We start from the raw sequence: 17,567 nt of genomic DNA, 5'->3' as shown, positions 1-17,567 counted from the left end.
TAAAGCCCAGCCCTGGCGGGCGGGCCTTGATCCCCAGCCCAGCTCATCCCCCTCAATCCCCTGCAACCCCCCAGACGAGAACCGCATCCTTCAGCCATGGCGCAGTATATCTACACAATGAATCGGGTCGGCAAGATCGTGCCGCCCAAGCGCGTGATCCTGCGCGACATCTCCCTGTCCTTCTTCCCCGGCGCCAAGATCGGCGTCCTCGGCATCAACGGCTCGGGCAAATCCACCCTGCTGCGCATCATGGCCGGTCTCGACACCGAGATCGAGGGCGAGGCCCGGCCTCAGCCCGGCACCAAGGTCGGCTTCCTGCCCCAGGAACCCCAGCTCGATCCCACCAAGGACGTGCGCGGCAATGTCGAGGAGGCCCTGGGCCATATCAAGGCTGCCCTGGAGCGCCTGGACGCCGTCTATGCCGCCTACGCCGAGCCGGACGCCGATTTCGACGCCCTGGCCAAGGAGCAGGCGGAACTGGAGAATCTGATCGAGACCACCGACGGTCATAACCTGGACCGCACCCTGGAGGTAGCCGCCGAGGCCCTGCGCCTGCCGCCCTGGGACGCCGACGTGGCCAAGCTCTCCGGTGGCGAGCGGCGCCGGGTGGCCCTGTGCCGGCTGCTGTTGTCCAAGCCCGACATGCTGCTCCTGGACGAGCCCACCAACCACCTGGACGCCGAGTCCGTGGCCTGGCTGGAACGTTTCCTCCACGAATACCCCGGCACCGTCGTCGCCGTCACCCATGACCGCTACTTCCTCGACAATGTCGCCGGCTGGATCCTGGAACTGGACCGCGGCTACGGCATCCCCTGGGAGGGCAACTACTCCTCCTGGCTAGCGCAGAAGGAGGCCCGCCTGGAGCAGGAGCAGAAGCAGGAGGGCGCCCGCATCAAGACCATGAAGCAAGAGTTGGAGTGGGTGCGCGCCAACCCCAAGGGTCGCCATGCCAAGAGCAAGGCCCGCCTGGCCCGCTTCGACGAACTCCAGTCCCAGGAATTCCAGGCCCGCAACGAGACCAACGAGATCTATATCCCGCCCGGCCCGCGCCTGGGCGACCTGGTGGTCGAGGCCCAGGGCCTGAGTAAGGCCTACGGCGACCGCCTGCTTTACGAGAATATCTCCTTCAATCTGCCCAAGGGCGGCATCGTCGGTATCATTGGCCCCAACGGCGCGGGGAAGACCACCCTTTTCCGCCTCCTGACCGGCATGGAGCAGCCCGACGCCGGTACCCTGCGCATTGGCGAAACGGTGCAGATCGCCTATGTCGATCAGAGCCGCGACGCCCTGGATGGTGGCAAGACGGTGTGGGAGGAGATCTCCAATGGCTCGGACACCATCATCGTCGGCCGCTACGAGATGCCCTCGCGGGCCTATTGCGGGCGCTTCAACTTCAAGGGCACCGACCAGCAGAAACGCATCGGCGAACTTTCCGGCGGCGAGCGCAACCGTATCCACCTCGCCAAGGTCCTAAAAAGCGGTGGCAATCTCCTGCTCCTCGACGAGCCCACCAACGACCTGGACGTGGAGACCCTGCGCGCCCTAGAAGAGGCCATCCTCGCCTTCCCCGGCTGCGCCCTGGTTATCAGCCATGATCGCTGGTTCCTGGACCGCATCGCCACCCACATCCTGGCCTTCGAGGACGACTCCCAGATCACCTGGTTCGAGGGCAATTACGCCGACTACGAGGCCGACCGCCATCGCCGCCTGGGGGCGGAGGCGGACCAGCCCCATCGGTTGAAGTACCGGCGGATACATGCCTGAAACTTGCAGCAAATCATCTGGCCGAAACTAAGGGCAGGGGGCAGGTTAGCCAGATGCCGGACTGGACCGGGAGCCAACCGATGGACAGAGGGTCGCCGTGACGGATACTCCTGACCTGATGGAGCAGGCGGCGCGGCTGCTGGACCGCCTTGAGGCACTGCTGCCAGCGCCCCCCGCCGCCCCCGATTGGGAGGCCCAGGCCTTCCGCTGGCGCCGTGGAGGTGGGCGCGGGCACCTGCAGGCCCTGGCTCACCCCCAGCGGCTGGCCCTGGACGACCTGCTCTGCCTCGACCGTCAGAAGGCCGAGATTCTCCGCAACAGCCGCCAGTTCCTGGCCGGGCGCGGCGCCAACAACATCCTGCTCTGGGGGTCTCGGGGGACCGGCAAGTCGTCCCTGATCAAGGCCATCTTCAACGCGCTACGCGACCAAGGCCTGCGGCTTATCGAGATGGACAAGGACGATCTGGCGGACCTGCCGGAGGTGCTGGACTTGATTCACGGCCGGCCGGAGCGTTTCGTCATCTTTTGCGACGACCTCTCCTTCGACGCCGGCGAGTTCGGCTTCAAGGCCCTCAAGGCGGTGCTGGAGGGCTCTCTCAGCGCCGCGCCGGACAACCTGCTCATCTACGCCACCTCCAACCGCCGCCACCTGCTACCCGAGTTCCAGCGCGAGAACCGCGAGACGGCCCTGATCGACGGCGAGATCCACCCGGGAGAGGGCGTGGAGGAGAAGATCTCCCTCTCCGATCGCTTCGGTCTCTGGATCGCCTTCCACCCCTTCACCCAGGACCAGTACCTGGCCATCGTCCACCACTGGCTGGGGCGGCTCGGGGCCGCCCGACGCGCCCCGGAGACGGTTGATCCCGCCGCCCTGCGCTGGGCCCTCCAACGGGGCTCGCGCAGTGGACGCACGGCCTGGCAGTTTGCCCGGGACTGGGCCGGCAGGGGCGCGGATGAATCCTGAAACCCCATGCCCATCCCTGGCGCACCCTTTAAGGAGAGAGCCCGTGCTCAAGATTTTCTGCTCCCCCTCGCGTTATGTCCAAGGTCCCGATGCCAGCCGCGCACTCGCCAGGGAAATGGGCAAGATGGGCATCGCTACCCGACCCTTGATCATCGCCAGCCCCACCGCGCGTCGCCAAACCGAGCCCCTCTGGATCGAGGCCTTCGGGACCGAGAAGATCCCTTTTGAGGTCGTTGAATTTGGCGGTGAATGTACCCTGCCGGAAATCGAACGCTGCACGGCGGAGGCCCGGCGCACCCAGGCCGGGAGCATCGTGGGCGCCGGTGGCGGCAAGGCCCTCGACACCGCCCGGGCAGTAGCCGCCGCCTTGAATCTGCCGGTGGTGTGCTGCCCCACGGTCGCGGCCAGCGATGCCCCCTGCAGCGCCCTGTCCGTGGTTTACACGCCCGTCGGCGTTTTTGACAAATGTCTATTTTACAAACGCAATCCGGATCTGGTCCTGGTGGATACCCGCATCATCGCCCGGGCGCCGGTGCGCTATCTCATCGCCGGCATGGGCGACGCCCTGGCGACCTGGTTCGAGGCAGACACGGCACACCACGCCTGCAAGCGCAATCAGGTAGGAGGGGGCAGCACGCTGGCGGCCATGGCGATCGCGCGCACCTGCTACCAAACCCTGCTGCAAGATGGCACCGCCGCTGTCGCCGCAGCTCGGGCTGGCGCGGTGACCCCGGCTTTGGAGCGCATCATCGAGGCTAATACCCTGCTATCAGGGCTAGGTTTTGAGTCGGGTGGCCTGGCTGTCGCCCACGCCGTTCATAACGGTCTGACGGCCGCGCCGGAGACCCATCATTGCCTGCATGGGGAAAAAGTCGCCTTTGGCACCTTGGTGCAATTGGTGCTGGAAGGCCGGGAGTCTGCCGAGATCCGGGAGCTGATGACATTCTCCGCGTCCGTTGGTCTGCCGTTGACACTCGCGGAGCTTGGCATCGAGACCCTGTCCGCGGAGCGGGCAAGGATCATCGCCGAACGGGCCGTGGCACCGGGGGAGACTTCCCATAATGAAGCTTTCGAGGTGACCTGGGTCGCAGTCAAGGATGCCATCCTGGCCGCGGACGCCCTAGGGCGAGACTTCATCGCTCCCCCCATCGCAGCGGAGGAACGGCAAGGGGCGTCTGGCCGAAACGGTTGACTTGCCGCGCGGGCACGCCCCCGCATCGCCAAGGCACGGCGTCTGACCGGTTAGTGGCTGGCCACTTTGACCTTCATCTTTGCCACCCTACAGACCCTTAGCCAATTCACGCCAGAATGGCGAAAAGGAGAGATTCCATGCGCATCCATACTGGGCGCCTGCTACTGACGCCCGCCAACCCTATGCTGGCGATCGATGCCGCTGCTCTACAAACCGACCTGAAGGCTATTGGCTTCATTGGCGAGCCCTTGCCTGGCATGGATAGCACCTTTGTTGTCGGGACGAACTTCCTGGGCCTGCTGACCTTTGCCGGCTGCTCAGTCAATCTCTCACTGGAGCCGAGACCCGATGGTGACCCCTTCACCCATGTGCGCCTGCTTGGCCCCCTGCCGCGACCGACCTTACTCCAGGGCCGCAACACCCGCCCGCCACGCTGTCCCGTCTGTCGGGCTCTTCATCATGACTGGGCTCGGATCTTAGAGAGCCGTGAGCACAAATACTTGGCCTGCCCCACCTGCGGCTCTGGTCATCCGGCCTGGGACTGGGACTGGCGGGATAAGGCCGGTTACGGCCGGAGCTTCATCGCGGTGGAGGAGGTCTTCCCCGGCGAGGCAGAGCCCACTCCAGGTTTTCAAGCGGCTCTTACGACCTTTACCGCCAGCCCTTGGCGATGCCTCTTCATTCAAGACTGATCAACAACGATCCCCTCCGGCAGGCCGATAGTCATGCTCAGGGGCAAATGGTCGGAGAGGGGGTAATCGAGGACCTCGACATCCAGGATGCGCAGGGTGTGGGAGACGAGGATGTGGTCCAGGCGGCGCTTGGGCTGCCAGCTTGGGAAGGTCTTGAGCTCGCAATCCAGGCCACGCAGGTCGGACTCCCGCACCAGTTGCCGCAGGGACCGGCTACGGCAGCCACAGTTGAAATCCCCCATGACCACCAGGTAGGGATAGCGTTCGGTCAGTTGGGCGATGTAGCGCAACTGGCGGCTGCGCGCCCGCCAGCCGAGGGCCAGGTGCAGGATGCAGACGCCCAGCAGGGCGCCATCGGACAGGTCCATCTCGACGATGACGGCGCCGCGCCCCGGCAGGCCGGGGAGCTTGTGCTCGACGACTCGCGCCGGGCGAAGCCGGCTGAGGACGCCGTTGCCGTGCTGAGCCAGCTTGCCGAGGTCGCGGTTGACCTGGCGATACCAGAAGGGGAACTGGGCCTCCTCGGCGAGATATTCGATCTGATCGATGAAGCGGGTGCGCAGGCTGCCCCCGTCGATTTCCTGCAAACCCACCAGGTCGAAGTCCCCCAACAGGCTGGCGATGCGCCCAAGGTTGACCTGCCGCTCGCGGTGGGGCAGCAGGTGTTTCCAACTCTTGGTCAGGTATTCGCGATATTGACGGGTGTGAATTCCCGCCTGGATGTTGTAGCTGAGCAGTTTGATCCGCTGCATGACGTCCTTTCGAAGGAGGGGGAAGATGGGATCTGGCCAATAAGCGGGAGGATACCCCGAAAGAGGACTGGCCCCAATGAGAAAGGGCAGCGGATGGCTGCCCTTTCGCGTGGCGCTGGTTCCGGGAGCCGCGCCCCCGGTGGGTTTGCCTTACTGGCTCAGACCCTGAACATACTGGGACACGGCGGCGATCTCGGCGTCGGTCATCCGGGCGGCGACGCCGCGCATCATGCCATTAGGATCGTTGGCGCGAAGGCTGTCGCGGTAGAGCTTGAGGGTGGATTCGACATAGGTCGCGTACTGTCCGGACAGGCGCGGGAATTTGGCGAGGCCTAAGCCAGCACCCGCCGGGCCATGACAACCGGTGCAGGCGGGCACGCCCGTCTCGGCGTTGCCGCCCCGGAAGATGCGCCCGCCGAGTTCCACCGCGGACTGATCCGTGGTGCCGCCGGTCTGGGTCTGCGCGGCATAATAAGCGGCCAGGTCGGCAAAATCCTGCTCATTGAGGGTCAGGACCTGGGGGCTCATGCTCTCGTTAACGCGGGCGGCGGACTTGAAGTCCATCAGTTGCTTGTAGATATACTCAGGATGCTGACCGGCCAGCTTGGGCCAGGTCGGCACCAGGCTGTTACCTGCGGGGCCATGGCAGGCCATGCAGACAGCGGTCTTGGCCTCTCCCGCCTTGGCGTCGCCCGCCGCCTGAACGCCCGTGGAAAGGAATACCGCCGCAACGGCGACCGTGGTCAGCCATGTCTTCTTCATGTCAATTGCCCGTTTCTAGTTAGAGAAACCCGTCGCGGCCGCCCGAACGGACTACTGCCCGGCGGAAATTGGCGATTGTATAGCAGATCAGGGCCGAAGTGGTCAATCTGGCCAGCCCGGCGGAAATTTTCACGGGGGCCGGTGGGGCCTCCACCTTTCGCCATCCTCCCGCGGTCATAGTCCCGGGCGCCGGGTTAAAATACCCTTCCTAACCGCCCCCGCCAGGGAGTTCGCCATGTTCAGCCCAGGACCGCCAGAACAACCTCCTTCCGAGGACGATGGCCCTTTCGAGCAGATCCTGCTCCTGTGTCTCCAGCGGATCCTGGAGGACGAGCATCCGATGCGCTTCCTGCGCTGGGCCCAGGACGAATTGACGCCCATCCTCAACCGGGAACAACCCGACCTGGGCCCCGGCGAGGATCGCCGGCTGGCCTTTCTACTGGCTCGCGCTATCTGGAACGCCACTCCCCTGCCGGGACAGGGCTTTCATCCCCAGCCCCTGACCGCGCCGGATGACGCCATGCCCTGCCCCTGCGGCTCACGGGCCTTCTATGGTCATTGCTGCGGCGCGATCCAGGACGCCCCCGAGATGCCCCCCGACCTGCTCTGGGAACTCCTGCTGGCGGAACTGGGCGAGCCCCTCTTCAAGAAGGCCCTGGCCTCGGGCCAGGTGCCACCGCACCTGCTGGGGCTAGCGGCGGAACGCTGGCTGATGGAGGACAAGCCCGGCCGCGCCATTGCCCTGCTCGAAGCCCTCTTTGATGACCGCGCCGCCGCCAAGCTGGACGAGCGCTGCGAGCAGGCCCTCAACATCCTCTGCGATGCCTATGACCGCCGCGATCACTGGAAGAAGAAACGCGCCTTCCTGGATCGCATGCGGGCGCACCCCTGTCGCGGCCTGCGCGCCGCCGCCTGGCAGCGCCTCTGCACCATCCATATCGACGAGGGCGCCTTCGCCGAGGCGCGACTGGCCTTCTCCCAGACCCAGCGCGAGGCCCCGGATAATCCCGGCACCGCCCTGCTGGAGATTGCCCTGCTGGCGACCCAGCACGAGGAAGGCCTGGCCCGGGATCGCGCCCTCTTCTGGCGCCACAAACTGCGCCGTTCGGGGGAGGAGGACGCCGGGATTTTTGATTTCCTGGAGCAGGCCGGCCGCGATCCCCAGGATGCCCTCATGACCAGCCAGTCGGCCGTCATCGACCACCGCCTCATGGACCTGCGCGACTGGACCAGGGCTAACGCCCAGCGCCCACTCCCGCTTTATCAGCTGGAGGCGGCCATCCTGGAGACGCGGGACGTCAAACCCCTGGCCGCCACCCCCGCCGCGGAGCGGGACGCCGTGGGCTATCCCCAGCCAGCTCCCGAGCCCCGCCACCAGATGCGCCTGCTCCCGCCGCCCGACCTGGCGGCACTGGAGACCCAGTGGCAGACCGCCTTCCCGGCCCCTAAACCCCTCGGCCCGCAACTCATGCCGATCGCCACCGCCACCAACCCCTGGGAGGAGGAAGAGCGGGAAGAGGCGGACTGGCTGGCCTTTCTCGACCGCCAGCCGGAGGCGGCGGACAGCCTCGACATCCTCGACGACCTGGTCACCGCTATTTATGTCCATCCGGACAGCGCCCTACCCTGGATCGCGCGCGCCCTGCTCGTGCCCCTGCTGGAGCGGGCCCAGTCGATCCTGGCCCGGGTGCTGCCGGACGAGGACCCCCGGAACCTCCCCTGGGAACTGGCGGACAATCGCCCGGCACTGCGCCTCCTGTTCCGACTCTACCTCGCCCAGAGCGAAGCCGGCCAGGAAGAGGAGGCCGTCGCCAGCCTGCACCGACTGCTGCGGCTCAATCCCCGCGATCATCACGGCATCCGTGCCGATCTCATGAATGACTACCTCCGCCACGGCGAGGACGAACAGGCCCTGGCCCTGGCCCGACGCTTTCCCAGCGACCGCCTGGTGGACCTGGCCTATGGCGAGGTCCTGGCCCTCTTCCGCCAGGGCTCGTCCCGGCAAGCCCAGCAAGCTTTGCGCCGCGCCCAGAGCCAGCTGCCTCTCATCCCCCGCTACCTGACCCAGAAACGGGTCGCCCGCCCGCGCGCGCGGGAGCCAGGGCCCAGCCCAGCCAGCGCCGAGACGGCCTGGTTCTATCGCGAGTCCATGCTCGATGTCTGGGAGGCCGAGCCGGGGCTGCTGGACTGGCTCCGCCGACAGGCGGGTTAAGCGCCGTCGGGCAGGCAAAGGTTAAGGGTTCCGAACAGGCCGGTACCTCTTTGTGGTGCCGGCGGGCTAATGCGGATGCGGTGGTCGCCGGGCCTGAGTCACCCGTTTCTCAATCGTGACTCAGCGGCGGGGCAACCCAGCCCCAGAGACCCGCGGACGCCGGCTTCAGGGGGTCGCCTGGGGCCCCAGGGTGCCATCGCGCAGGCCAGCGATGACGGGGGCCGTGCCGGGTCGCACGCCCCGCCACAGCCAGAAGGCCTCGGCGGCCTGTTCCACCAGCATCCCCAGGCCGTCCAGGACCCGAGCGGCGCCGCGGTCCTGGCCCCAGCGGCAAAAGGGGGTGACCCGATCACCATAGACAAGATCATAGGTCCAGCCCCCGGGGGCCAGGCAGCCGTCCGCTATCGCCGGCAAGGAACCGCCCAGGCCGGCGGAGGTGGCGTTGATGATGAGGTCGAAACCCTCGCCCTCTAGCTCGTCAAGGCCGCCGCCGCGCACCTTTCCCCATTCCCAGCCCTGCCTGGCGCGCAGGTTTTCGCCGAGGGTGGCCAGGGCCAGGGCCCGCCCGGTCGTGCGGTTGGCGATCACCAGTTCCGCGATCCCGGTCTCCAGCAGGGGCTCCAGCAGGCCCTTGGCGGCCCCACCCGCACCTACCAGGAGCACCCGCCGGCCCGGAAAGACAAAGCCGTGGTTGCCGCCCAGGTCACGGACCAGGCCGACCCCATCGGTGTTGTCCCCCCGCAGCCGGCCATCGGGCAGCCGGATCAGGGTGTTGACGGCCCCTGCGATGGTCGCCCGGGGGCTGAGTTCGTCGGCCAGCTCCCAGGCCTGCTCCTTGAAAGGCACGGTAACATTGAGCCCCTGGCCGCCGCTGTCCAGAAAACGCCGCACCTCGCCCGCGAAGTCCGCCAGATCGCCGAGGATGCGACCATATTCAAGATCCTGGCCCGTGGCGCGGGCAAAGGCGGCATGGATCAGCGGCGACTTGCTGTGGGCGATGGGGTTGCCGATGACGGCATAGCGGTCGGTCATGGCTCAGCCTTGCAGCCAGCGGGCGGCGTCCTTGGCGTAATAGGTGAGGATGGCATCGGCCCCGGCGCGGCGGATCGACAGCAGGGACTCCAGGACCACGGCGCGCTCGTCGAGCCAGCCGTTCTGGGCCGCAGCCTTGAGCATGGCGTATTCACCGCTGACCTGATAGGCCATGGTGGGCACGCCGAATCGCTCTTTGACCCGCCGCACGATGTCCAGGTAGGGCAGGGCGGGCTTGACCATGACCATGTCGGCACCCTCCTGGAGGTCGAGGGCGACCTCGCGCAGGGCCTCGTCCGTGTTGGCCGGGTCCATCTGGTAGCTATACTTGTCGCCCCCGCCCAGATTGGCCGCCGAGCCCACGGCGTCCCGGAAGGGACCGTAGAAGCTGGAGGCGTACTTGGCGGAATAGGCCAGGATGCGGGTATGGATGTGACCCGCCCCTTCCAGGGCGGCGCGGATGGCGCCGACACGCCCATCCATCATGTCCGAGGGCGCGACGATGTCCGCTCCGGCTTCGGCATGGGACAGGGCCTGCTTGACCAGGACCGCCACTGTCTCGTCATTGAGCACGTAGCCGCTGGCATCAATGAGCCCGTCCTGGCCATGGGTGGTGAAGGGATCGAGGGCGACGTCGGTAATAACGCCCAGGTCCGGCAGGGCCTGCTTAAGGGCACGCACCGCCCGTTGGGCCAGGCCCTGGGGATTGAAGGCCTCGCGAGCGTCCTCGGACTTAGCCTCGGGCGGGGTCACGGGGAAGAGGGCGATGGCCGGGATGCCCAGATCCAGGATCTCGCGGGCCTCCACCAGCAAGAGGTCGATGCTCTTGCGCTCCACCCCCGGCATGGAGGCCACCGGCTCGCGCCGGCCCTCGCCTTCCAGGATGAAGACGGGGTAGATCAGGTCTTCTGGTCCCAGCCGCGTCTCGCGCATCAGCCGGCGGGTAAAGACATCGCGGCGCATACGGCGCGGGCGGAGCGCGGGGAAACCGGGGCAGGAAGGGTTATCAGAGGTCATGGGCGAGTCCATAATGGCGAGAAGTTGCGGTAGGTACGAAACGGCGAGTTTAGACTCGGGACCCTTGCCCGTCCCGCGCCACTCACCCGTCTTGGGAAAATATCCTACCCTTGACCGCCAGCTAGCACTAGCCCAACCCCGAATTGCCACGAGCCTCAGCCATGTTCCAGCATCATAGCCACGCAGACCACCGTCACGATCACCGCCACGACCACCCGCACGTCCATGGCCCTCAGCCCCGGCACCCCAACAGCTTCGCCGTCGATCGCCCGGATTTCGAGGAGCGGGTGATCGGGGCCTCACGGGAGGGACCCATCCTGGTGGATTTCTGGGCCGACTGGTGCGGCCCCTGTCACGCCCTGACGCCTCACCTGGAACGAGCGGTGGCCGAATGCCAGACGGCCATCCGCCTGGCCAAGGTCGAGGTTGACGAGGGTGACAACATGAAGCTGGCGGGGCATTACCGGCTGCGCGGCTTCCCCACCGTCATCCTCTTCCGTGACGGGGAGGAGCAGTGCCGCTTCAGCGGTGCCCGCTCGACGGCCCAGATCCGCGACTGGTTGCGGGAGCATCTGGACGCAGCCCCCACCGGGGGCGGGGCCTGATGCCTAAGGTGCTTTTCGGCAATACCGCTATCACCCCGCGATCGGGCCGGGCGACCAACGTCGGCCCTGGAGCCCCGCCGAGGGTAGCCCGTATCGATCTTTCAGGAAGGCTCCCAAGCCCTTGCGACGAACTGTCAATCAAGCCGCCTCGGCCAGCCAGTCCCGCGCCACCAGGAATCTGTCGTAGAGCGCCGCCTCCGACGACCCGGGCTCGGGCTGCCAGCCATAGCGCCAGCTCACCTCTGGCGGCAGGGACATGAGGATGGATTCGGTCCGGCCACCCGATTGCAGCCCGAACAGTGTGCCCCGGTCATAGACCAGATTGAATTCCACATAGCGGCCCCGGCGGTATTTCTGAAAGGCCCGCTCCCGCTCGCCCCAGGCCAGGTCCTTGCGCCGCTGAACGATCGGCAGATAGGCGGGCAAGTAGTGATCGCCGACACTTTGTACCAAGGCCAGGCTGCGCCCGAAGCCCCCTTCATCGAAATCGTCGAAAAAGAGGCCACCGATGCCGCGTGGCTCGTCGCGATGCTTGAGGAAAAAATACTCGTCGCACTGGCGCTTCAGACGAGGATGGACCTCGGCCCCAAAGGGCAGGCAGGCGGCGCGGGCGACCCGGTGCCAATGGATGGCATCCTCCTCGAAACCGTAATAGGGGGTCAGGTCGAAGCCGCCGCCAAACCACCAGACCGGCTCGGCACCCGACTTTTCGGCCATAAAGAAGCGCACATTGAGATGGGAGGTAGGCACGTAAGGATTGCGGGGGTGCATGACCAGGGAAACGCCCATGGCTTGATAGGCCCTGGCCGCCAGTTCCGGACGCCGCACCGTCGCCGAGGCCGGCAAACTGGCCCCAAAGACCTGGGAAAAATTGATTCCACCCTGCTCGAAGAGGTCGCCCCCGCGCAGAACCCGACTACGGCCGCCCCCCCCGCCGGGCCTCCGCCAGGTCTCCTCGATGAAATCGGCGTTACCATCCTCTTGCCGCAGGGCCTGGGTCAACCGGTCTTGAAGCGCCAGGAGGTAATCCTTGACGGCGTTGGCATCGGGCCTGGAGGTCATGATTCAGGCCCTCGCGCTGGCCGTGGTGGCGGGATAGAAATGGACCGCCAGCCACAGGCAGCGGGGCTCGGGGTGCGTCTCCAGCACCCGGTGCGGGGTATGGGCGGGAATGACCAGGTGATCACCCGGACTCAGAGGCACTCGCCTCCCGGCTACCTCCAGTACCGCCCGGCCCTCCACCAGCATCACCCATTCATCCTGTTCCTGGTCGTAGAGACCAGGGTCCGGGGAGGCGCTGCTGCTGATCCGCTCGACACGCAGATTGGCCTGGCGCCAGAGATCCTCGCAGGACTCCCCGAAGACAGGGGCAGGCGAATTGGTAAAGAAATTAACGGGGTTCATGGCAAGGTAAGACCCTCCAGTTCATCGTTAGGCCCCAACAAAAAAACCGACACAAGGTCGGTTTTAGTGTGCGCCGCCCCCGATCGATGGGGCGACAGCCGGGTCCGAGAATCCTCAGGCCATCGCTTTGATGCGAGCATTGATGCGACTTTTGTGACGGGCGGCCTTGTTGGCGTGAATTAGCCCCTTGCCAGCGGCGCGGTCTAGGAAGGGCACCGCTAGCTTGAAGGCCGCCATGGCAGCTTCCTTGTCACCCGCGGCAATAGCCTTGAGCGTGTTCTTAACGTAGGTGCGCATGGCGCTACGGCGAGAGGCATTGTGCTGGCGGCGCTGCTCGGACTGACGGGCGCGCTTGATGGCTTGGGGGGAGTTGGCCAACTGGTATCTCCTAAAATCCTGTGAGACTCGCGGGGCGAAATTCAAGACCGAGCATTGTCCCTAAGCAGCGTGCCTCTGTCAACCGAGCCCTGGATATTTGTCATTCCCACCTCGGCCCAGGCGGACCGGCACCGGCCGGCACACCCTCCCGCCAACTGGCTCCCCAATGCGCTATCTGGACCATTTCGAAGAATTTAGCCGCGTTTAACACCCCGGGACCCGAATTTTTGATGGCCATATGGGTAGGATGCTCTACTATTACCGTTCCGTGACTTTGCCCGAGCCGCCCGCGCGGGCCATCCGGGTTTCCCCTTGAGACCCCCATAAAAATTCCAGTCGATACATGCACGACATGCACGCGGAGGCAGATGATGTCTGAAAACGAGGTCCAGCCGACCACCGAAATATCCGCGGCGACGCACGCCGCCAGTGCCACGGCCGCCGCAACGGCCAGCGCCGCGCACCCTCAGGAAAGCGAGCACCAGGAGCCAGCGGCCAAGGCCGCCCCGGCGAAGGAACCGCATGCCAAGGATGCGGAGAAGCAGGCCGCCAAGGCGGCCGAGCCCAAGAAGGCTGAAAAGGACGACAAAGCCGATAAGGAAACCAAAAAAGAAAAGCCGCCCAATATCCTGGTGAACATCCAGGTGGATGAGAAGGCCCTCAAGAAGGAGGCCGAGGCCTACTATCCCTACAAGAAGAAGCTACCGACGGCTGAATACGAGGTGATGAAATTCGATCTCCAGATCGAGTTGCTCAAATGGCAAAATTGGGTCAAGGAGAGCGGCGAACGCGTCATCGTCTGCTTCGAGGGCCGCGATGCCGCCGGCAAGGGTGGCACCATCAAGCGCGTCATGGAGCACCTCAACCCCCGCGGCGCCCGCGTCGTCGCCCTGGAGAAGCCCAGCGAACGCGAGCGCACCCAGTGGTACTATCAGCGCTATCTTGAGAATCTGCCCGCCGCGGGCGAGATCGTCTTCTTCGACCGGTCCTGGTACAACCGCGCTGGCGTGGAACGGGTCATGGGCTTCTGCACCCCAGCCGAGTATCTGGAATTCATGCGCCAGACCCCGGAACTGGAACGTATGCTGGTCCGCAGCGGCATTCGCCTACATAAACTCTGGTTCTCGGTCACTCGCAAGGAGCAGTTGCGGCGCTTTAAGTCCCGCGAGCACGACCCGCTCAAACAGTGGAAGTTGAGCCCCATGGACCTGGCCTCCCTGGACCTCTGGGATGAATACACCAGCGCCAAGGAAAACATGTTCTTCTACACCCACACGGCGGACTCCCCTTGGACCGTGATCAAGTCCGACGATAAAAATCGGGCCCGTATCAATGCGATGCGCTTCCTGCTCGCCAAGAGCCCCTACCCGAATCGTAATCCGGCGGTCGCCTGCCTTCCTGACCCCGAGATCGTGGTCGCACCGCAGATCCAACATCTGAATCCCGCTTCGCTCTAAAACCCAGGGAGACGCCATAAGGCTATGTCGACACGCTACGAAAAACACGCCAAGCAGGTAGTCAAGGGCTTCAAGGAAGTCATCGACGATGAGGCCAAGAAGGCCCTCACCGACGAAGACTTCGACCAACTCGCCATCTTGATCAATTCCGCCATCACCAACTCCGTCCTCTCGGCGGTGGAAAAGGTGGCCGATGACCTGGAGAAGTCCGTCCGCAAGATCCGCCGCGGGGCTGAGCATTACGACGACTAAGGGCCCGGAATGGGCGGGGCGGGTTGATTGCAACCCGCCCCGCCCTGCTCACTCGAACTTATCAAGGTGACCGCGACGCTTCATCATGGCCATGATGCGCTCGGTCAAGATCAACTCCATGGCATACATCATCTTGCCGCCCGGAATCACCAGGGTATTGAAGCCCGTGATCATGGCCCCCTCGATCAGCCCCTTGAGGCGAAGCTTGTACTCCACGTCTGGCTTATCCTTGAGGAAATGGATGAGCACCAGGCTCTGATCCGCCGTCGGGATATTGGTCACGCAGAAGGGATTGGAGGTATCGGTGAGGGGGATGCGCTGGAAGTTGATGTGCGTCTGGGCAAACTGGGGCAGGATGTAGTGCATGTAGTCATACATGCGGCGATGAATGGTGTCCATGACATCCGCGGGCTGGTAGCCACGTTCAGCCATGTCACGGTTGATCTTCTGCACCCATTCCAGATTGATGGTCGGGCACACGCCGATGAGCAGGTCCACCTCCTTGGCGAGGTCGATATCCCCAGCGACCACGCCGCCGTGCAGCCCCTCGTAGAAGAGCAGGTCCGTGTCCGGCGGTATGGGCTCCCAGTCAGTGAAGGTACCTGGCTCCGCGCCGTACAGGCTGGATTCCTCCTCGTCGTGGACATAGTGGCGACGTTCACCCGCGCCCGAACGGCCATAGGACTGGAATAACTCCAACTGCTTGTCAAAGAGATTGCCCTCGGGTCCGAAATGGCTCAGATGGTGGTCATCCTTCTTGGCCTGCTTGAGTTCCGCCCGCATCTCCTTGCGATTAAAACGATGGAAACTGTCGCCCTCGATGAAGGCGGCGCGCGCGCCAACGCGCTTGAAGATATGCTCCAAGGCGTTCTTAACGGTGCTGGTGCCGGCGCCGGAGGAACCGGTCACCGCCAGGATGGGGTGCTTTCTCGACATACTGTCGTCCTCATGCTCTCGTGTTGTCGTTACCGAAGTCGGGCGTGTTGGCCCGAAACCTTCAAGTGAAGCGCGATATTTTTCACGCCCCTTGGGGTATCATCGTCTCCCAGCCCTGTCCCAACAAGTACTAACTCCTGCGGTGGTTGCAGGCGCCGGCAAGATTCAGCCCGAGAAATCCGCACGAAATGACTGAAGGCCTCCGCCCCGCCATGACCACCCACGCACCCGGCGCGCACCCGGCGCCCTGGGGAGGGCCCTGGCGCGGGCATCACCGCTCCCCAGCCCGACCCGGCCCAAGCGTCTGGCTCATCGGCCTCCTTCTGCTGATCTTCATGACCGCAGTCCCCGCCGCCGATGTCATGCCCTACGATCTGACCCTCAAGCCGACCGGCAATGCCGCCATGGACCAGGCCCTGCTGGACGCATCCCTCCTCGCCAGCCTCCGCGAGGAGGCCAAGGCCGGGGCCTTCGCCCTGGGCTCCCGCGCCAACAACGACCTGCCGCGCCTCGACGACGTGCTGCGCAGTTTCGGCTACTACGACGCCTACATCGACATCCGCCTCAACGGCCTGCCCCTCGACGAACCGGACCTGGTGGCGCGTCTCGAGGCCAGTGCCGAGGCAACGACGACCCCGACCGCCCCCATCCCCGTCCAGGTGTCGATCGATCTCGGCCCCCTCTACCACCTGGGCGAGGTCCGTCTCGACGGCGAGATACCGGCCAAGGCACGCGCCGCCTTCACCCTGGAGCCCGGCCAGCCGGCCTTGGCCGCCAGCGTGCTCGCCGCCGGCCAGGCCCTGTTGACTGCCCTGCGCGAGGAGGGTTATGCCCTCGCCGCGATACCCGCGCCGGAGGTCATCGTCCTGCACGCCACCCGGACCATGGACGTCACCTACACCGCTACCCCGGGCCCGCGCCTCGCCATCGGCCCCGTAACCATCCGTGGGCTGGATAGGCTCAAGGAGGACTATGTGCAGCGCCGCCTGGGTCTGGAACCTGGCGAGCTCTATAGCCCCAGCCGTCTGGAGCGAGCGCGACGGGAACTCACGGACAGCGGCGTCCTGTCCAGTGCCCGCCTCATCCCTGGCACGGAACCCGACGCCTTCGGGCGCCTGCCCATGACCCTGGAGGTCACCGAACGCCCCCCACGGGTGCTGCGTTTCGCTGGGGCCTATTCGTCCGACGAGGGCGGCAGCGTCTCGGCCTCCTGGACCCATCGCAACCTCTTTGGCCGCGCCGAACGCCTGACCCTGCGCGCCGATATCGGCACCCTGGGCGCGTCCTATACCACCGAACCCAGCTATCTCGTCAGCGCCGCCTTCGTCAAACCCGACATCTGGCGGCGCAATGACGACCTGAACCTGGACCTGGCCGCGGTCCGTGAATTCCTCGACGCCTACGATCGGGACGCCATCTCCGCCGGCGTCTCCCTGCAACGGCGTTTCAGCGAAAACCTCAGCGCCGGCCTGGGCGTCGGCATGGAGCGCTCCCGGATCACCCAGGACGACATCACCCGCGACTACCACCTGGCCTTCCTGCCCCTGACCCTCAAATACAATGGGGCCGGCGACCTCCTCGATCCCCGCGAGGGCGCGCGTCTAGACGCCCGGGTTGCCCCGACCCAGGTCCTGAGTGGCGACGCCAGTAATTTCATCCACCTGCGCACCACCGGGACCGCCTACCTGGACCTGACGCGCCTCACCAGCGCCCAGCGGGAATCGGGACGGACCATCGTCGCCGGCCGCCTGTCCATTGGCCGCATCTTTGGCGCCTCGGCCGATCAAGTGCCCCCGGACTGGCGCTTCTACGCTGGTGGCGGCGGCTCGGTCCGTGGCTACCCCTACCAATCCATCGGTCCCCAAACCCTCACGGGCCAGCCCAAGGGGGGCAGCAACCTGCTGGAAACCAGTCTGGAACTCCGCCAACGCCTGTGGGGGAACTGGGGTGGCGCCATCTTCGCCGATACGGGTGCCGTCTCCGACCTGAATTTTCCCGGCACCGGCACCTGGGCCATCGGCGTAGGCGCCGGCATCCGCTATCACACCCCCGTGGGGCCGGTACGGCTGGATCTCGCCACCCCGCTGAACAATGAGGCGGACGATCCCGCGGTACAGGTTTACATCGGCATCGGCCAGGCCTACTGAC

Annotated in this window: 17 protein-coding genes; 9 read left to right on the top strand and 8 right to left on the bottom strand. The window is 65.5% G+C overall.

Features of this window, described 5'->3' with window-relative positions; genetic code table 11:
• The first annotated feature begins 96 nt into the window (after window positions 1–96).
• The 4 genes from ettA to IPN92_04540 all read left to right on the top strand — a co-directional run bounded on the left by ettA (window position 97) and on the right by IPN92_04540 (window position 4,612).
• On the top strand, window positions 97–1,764 hold the full coding sequence (gene ettA, locus IPN92_04555) for an energy-dependent translational throttle protein EttA (protein MBK8637575.1): 1,668 nt from the start codon (window positions 97–99) through the stop codon (window positions 1,762–1,764).
• A gap of 118 nt (window positions 1,765–1,882) precedes the next feature.
• Window positions 1,883–2,728 (top strand): ATP-binding protein, encoded by an 846-nt coding sequence (locus tag IPN92_04550; GenBank protein ID MBK8637574.1) that lies wholly within the window; start codon window positions 1,883–1,885, stop codon window positions 2,726–2,728.
• Window positions 2,729–2,771: 43 nt separating this feature from the next.
• The gene (locus tag IPN92_04545) at window positions 2,772–3,920 is read left to right on the top strand and encodes a glycerol dehydrogenase (GenBank protein MBK8637573.1); all 1,149 of its coding nucleotides are present in this window, start codon (window positions 2,772–2,774) and stop codon (window positions 3,918–3,920) included.
• 137 nt (window positions 3,921–4,057) lie between these two features.
• Window positions 4,058–4,612, top strand: coding sequence for a hypothetical protein (locus tag IPN92_04540; protein MBK8637572.1), 555 nt, complete (start codon window positions 4,058–4,060; stop codon window positions 4,610–4,612).
• On the opposite strand, the gene IPN92_04535 is transcribed toward IPN92_04540, so the two are convergent.
• Complete coding sequence (locus tag IPN92_04535) at window positions 4,603–5,364, bottom strand: endonuclease/exonuclease/phosphatase family protein (GenBank protein ID MBK8637571.1); 762 nt, start codon at window positions 5,362–5,364, stop codon at window positions 4,603–4,605. The two genes, IPN92_04540 and IPN92_04535, sit on opposite strands and share 10 nt — an antisense overlap.
• Before the next feature lie 150 nt (window positions 5,365–5,514).
• Window positions 5,515–6,126: a cytochrome c4 gene (locus tag IPN92_04530; GenBank protein MBK8637570.1), complete on the bottom strand. Its 612-nt coding sequence runs from the start codon at window positions 6,124–6,126 to the stop codon at window positions 5,515–5,517.
• Window positions 6,127–6,361: 235 nt separating this feature from the next.
• Between IPN92_04530 and IPN92_04525 the strand changes: the two genes are divergently transcribed.
• Window positions 6,362–8,338 (top strand): SEC-C domain-containing protein, encoded by a 1,977-nt coding sequence (locus IPN92_04525; protein ID MBK8637569.1) that lies wholly within the window; start codon window positions 6,362–6,364, stop codon window positions 8,336–8,338.
• 165 nt (window positions 8,339–8,503) lie between these two features.
• Here IPN92_04525 and aroE read toward each other — a convergent pair whose 3' ends face one another.
• Together aroE and hemB are read right to left on the bottom strand one after the other, a co-directional pair.
• Entirely contained in the window at window positions 8,504–9,370 is an 867-nt protein-coding gene (gene aroE / locus IPN92_04520) for a shikimate dehydrogenase (protein MBK8637568.1), read from the bottom strand.
• 3 nt (window positions 9,371–9,373) lie between these two features.
• Window positions 9,374–10,387 (bottom strand): porphobilinogen synthase, encoded by a 1,014-nt coding sequence (gene hemB / locus IPN92_04515; GenBank protein ID MBK8637567.1) that lies wholly within the window; start codon window positions 10,385–10,387, stop codon window positions 9,374–9,376.
• A 161-nt stretch (window positions 10,388–10,548) separates the two neighbouring features.
• On the opposite strand from hemB, the gene IPN92_04510 reads away from it, so the two are divergent.
• Window positions 10,549–10,992 (top strand): thioredoxin family protein, encoded by a 444-nt coding sequence (locus IPN92_04510; GenBank protein MBK8637566.1) that lies wholly within the window; start codon window positions 10,549–10,551, stop codon window positions 10,990–10,992.
• A gap of 138 nt (window positions 10,993–11,130) precedes the next feature.
• Here IPN92_04510 and hemF read toward each other — a convergent pair whose 3' ends face one another.
• The 3 genes from hemF to rpsT all read right to left on the bottom strand — a co-directional run bounded on the left by hemF (window position 11,131) and on the right by rpsT (window position 12,774).
• Window positions 11,131–12,054 (bottom strand): oxygen-dependent coproporphyrinogen oxidase, encoded by a 924-nt coding sequence (gene hemF, locus IPN92_04505; protein ID MBK8637565.1) that lies wholly within the window; start codon window positions 12,052–12,054, stop codon window positions 11,131–11,133.
• A gap of 3 nt (window positions 12,055–12,057) precedes the next feature.
• Window positions 12,058–12,396, bottom strand: a complete 339-nt coding sequence (locus IPN92_04500; GenBank protein MBK8637564.1) for a cupin domain-containing protein — start codon at window positions 12,394–12,396, stop codon at window positions 12,058–12,060.
• A 114-nt stretch (window positions 12,397–12,510) separates the two neighbouring features.
• Window positions 12,511–12,774 carry a 30S ribosomal protein S20 gene (rpsT, locus tag IPN92_04495; GenBank protein MBK8637563.1) on the bottom strand — a complete coding sequence of 88 codons (264 nt, stop codon included), beginning with the start codon at window positions 12,772–12,774 and terminating at the stop codon, window positions 12,511–12,513.
• A gap of 371 nt (window positions 12,775–13,145) precedes the next feature.
• On the opposite strand from rpsT, the gene ppk2 reads away from it, so the two are divergent.
• Together ppk2 and IPN92_04485 are read left to right on the top strand one after the other, a co-directional pair.
• Window positions 13,146–14,231, top strand: a complete 1,086-nt coding sequence (gene ppk2, locus IPN92_04490; protein ID MBK8637562.1) for a polyphosphate kinase 2 — start codon at window positions 13,146–13,148, stop codon at window positions 14,229–14,231.
• A 24-nt stretch (window positions 14,232–14,255) separates the two neighbouring features.
• Window positions 14,256–14,483, top strand: coding sequence for a phosphatase (locus IPN92_04485; protein MBK8637561.1), 228 nt, complete (start codon window positions 14,256–14,258; stop codon window positions 14,481–14,483).
• A gap of 48 nt (window positions 14,484–14,531) precedes the next feature.
• Here the strand turns inward: IPN92_04485 and IPN92_04480 are convergent, their stop codons facing one another.
• Complete coding sequence (locus IPN92_04480) at window positions 14,532–15,419, bottom strand: phosphoribulokinase (protein ID MBK8637560.1); 888 nt, start codon at window positions 15,417–15,419, stop codon at window positions 14,532–14,534.
• Between the two features lie 188 nt (window positions 15,420–15,607).
• Between IPN92_04480 and IPN92_04475 the strand changes: the two genes are divergently transcribed.
• Window positions 15,608–17,566, top strand: coding sequence for an outer membrane protein assembly factor (locus tag IPN92_04475; GenBank protein ID MBK8637559.1), 1,959 nt, complete (start codon window positions 15,608–15,610; stop codon window positions 17,564–17,566).
• The last annotated feature ends 1 nt before the right edge of the window (window position 17,567 follow it).

This window comes from Chromatiaceae bacterium, from assembly GCA_016714645.1.
Taxonomy (GTDB): domain Bacteria; phylum Pseudomonadota; class Gammaproteobacteria; order Chromatiales; family Chromatiaceae; genus M0108.
The sequence above is the reverse complement of the archived record's forward strand: the minus strand, read 5'-3'. Positions and strand labels throughout refer to the sequence as shown.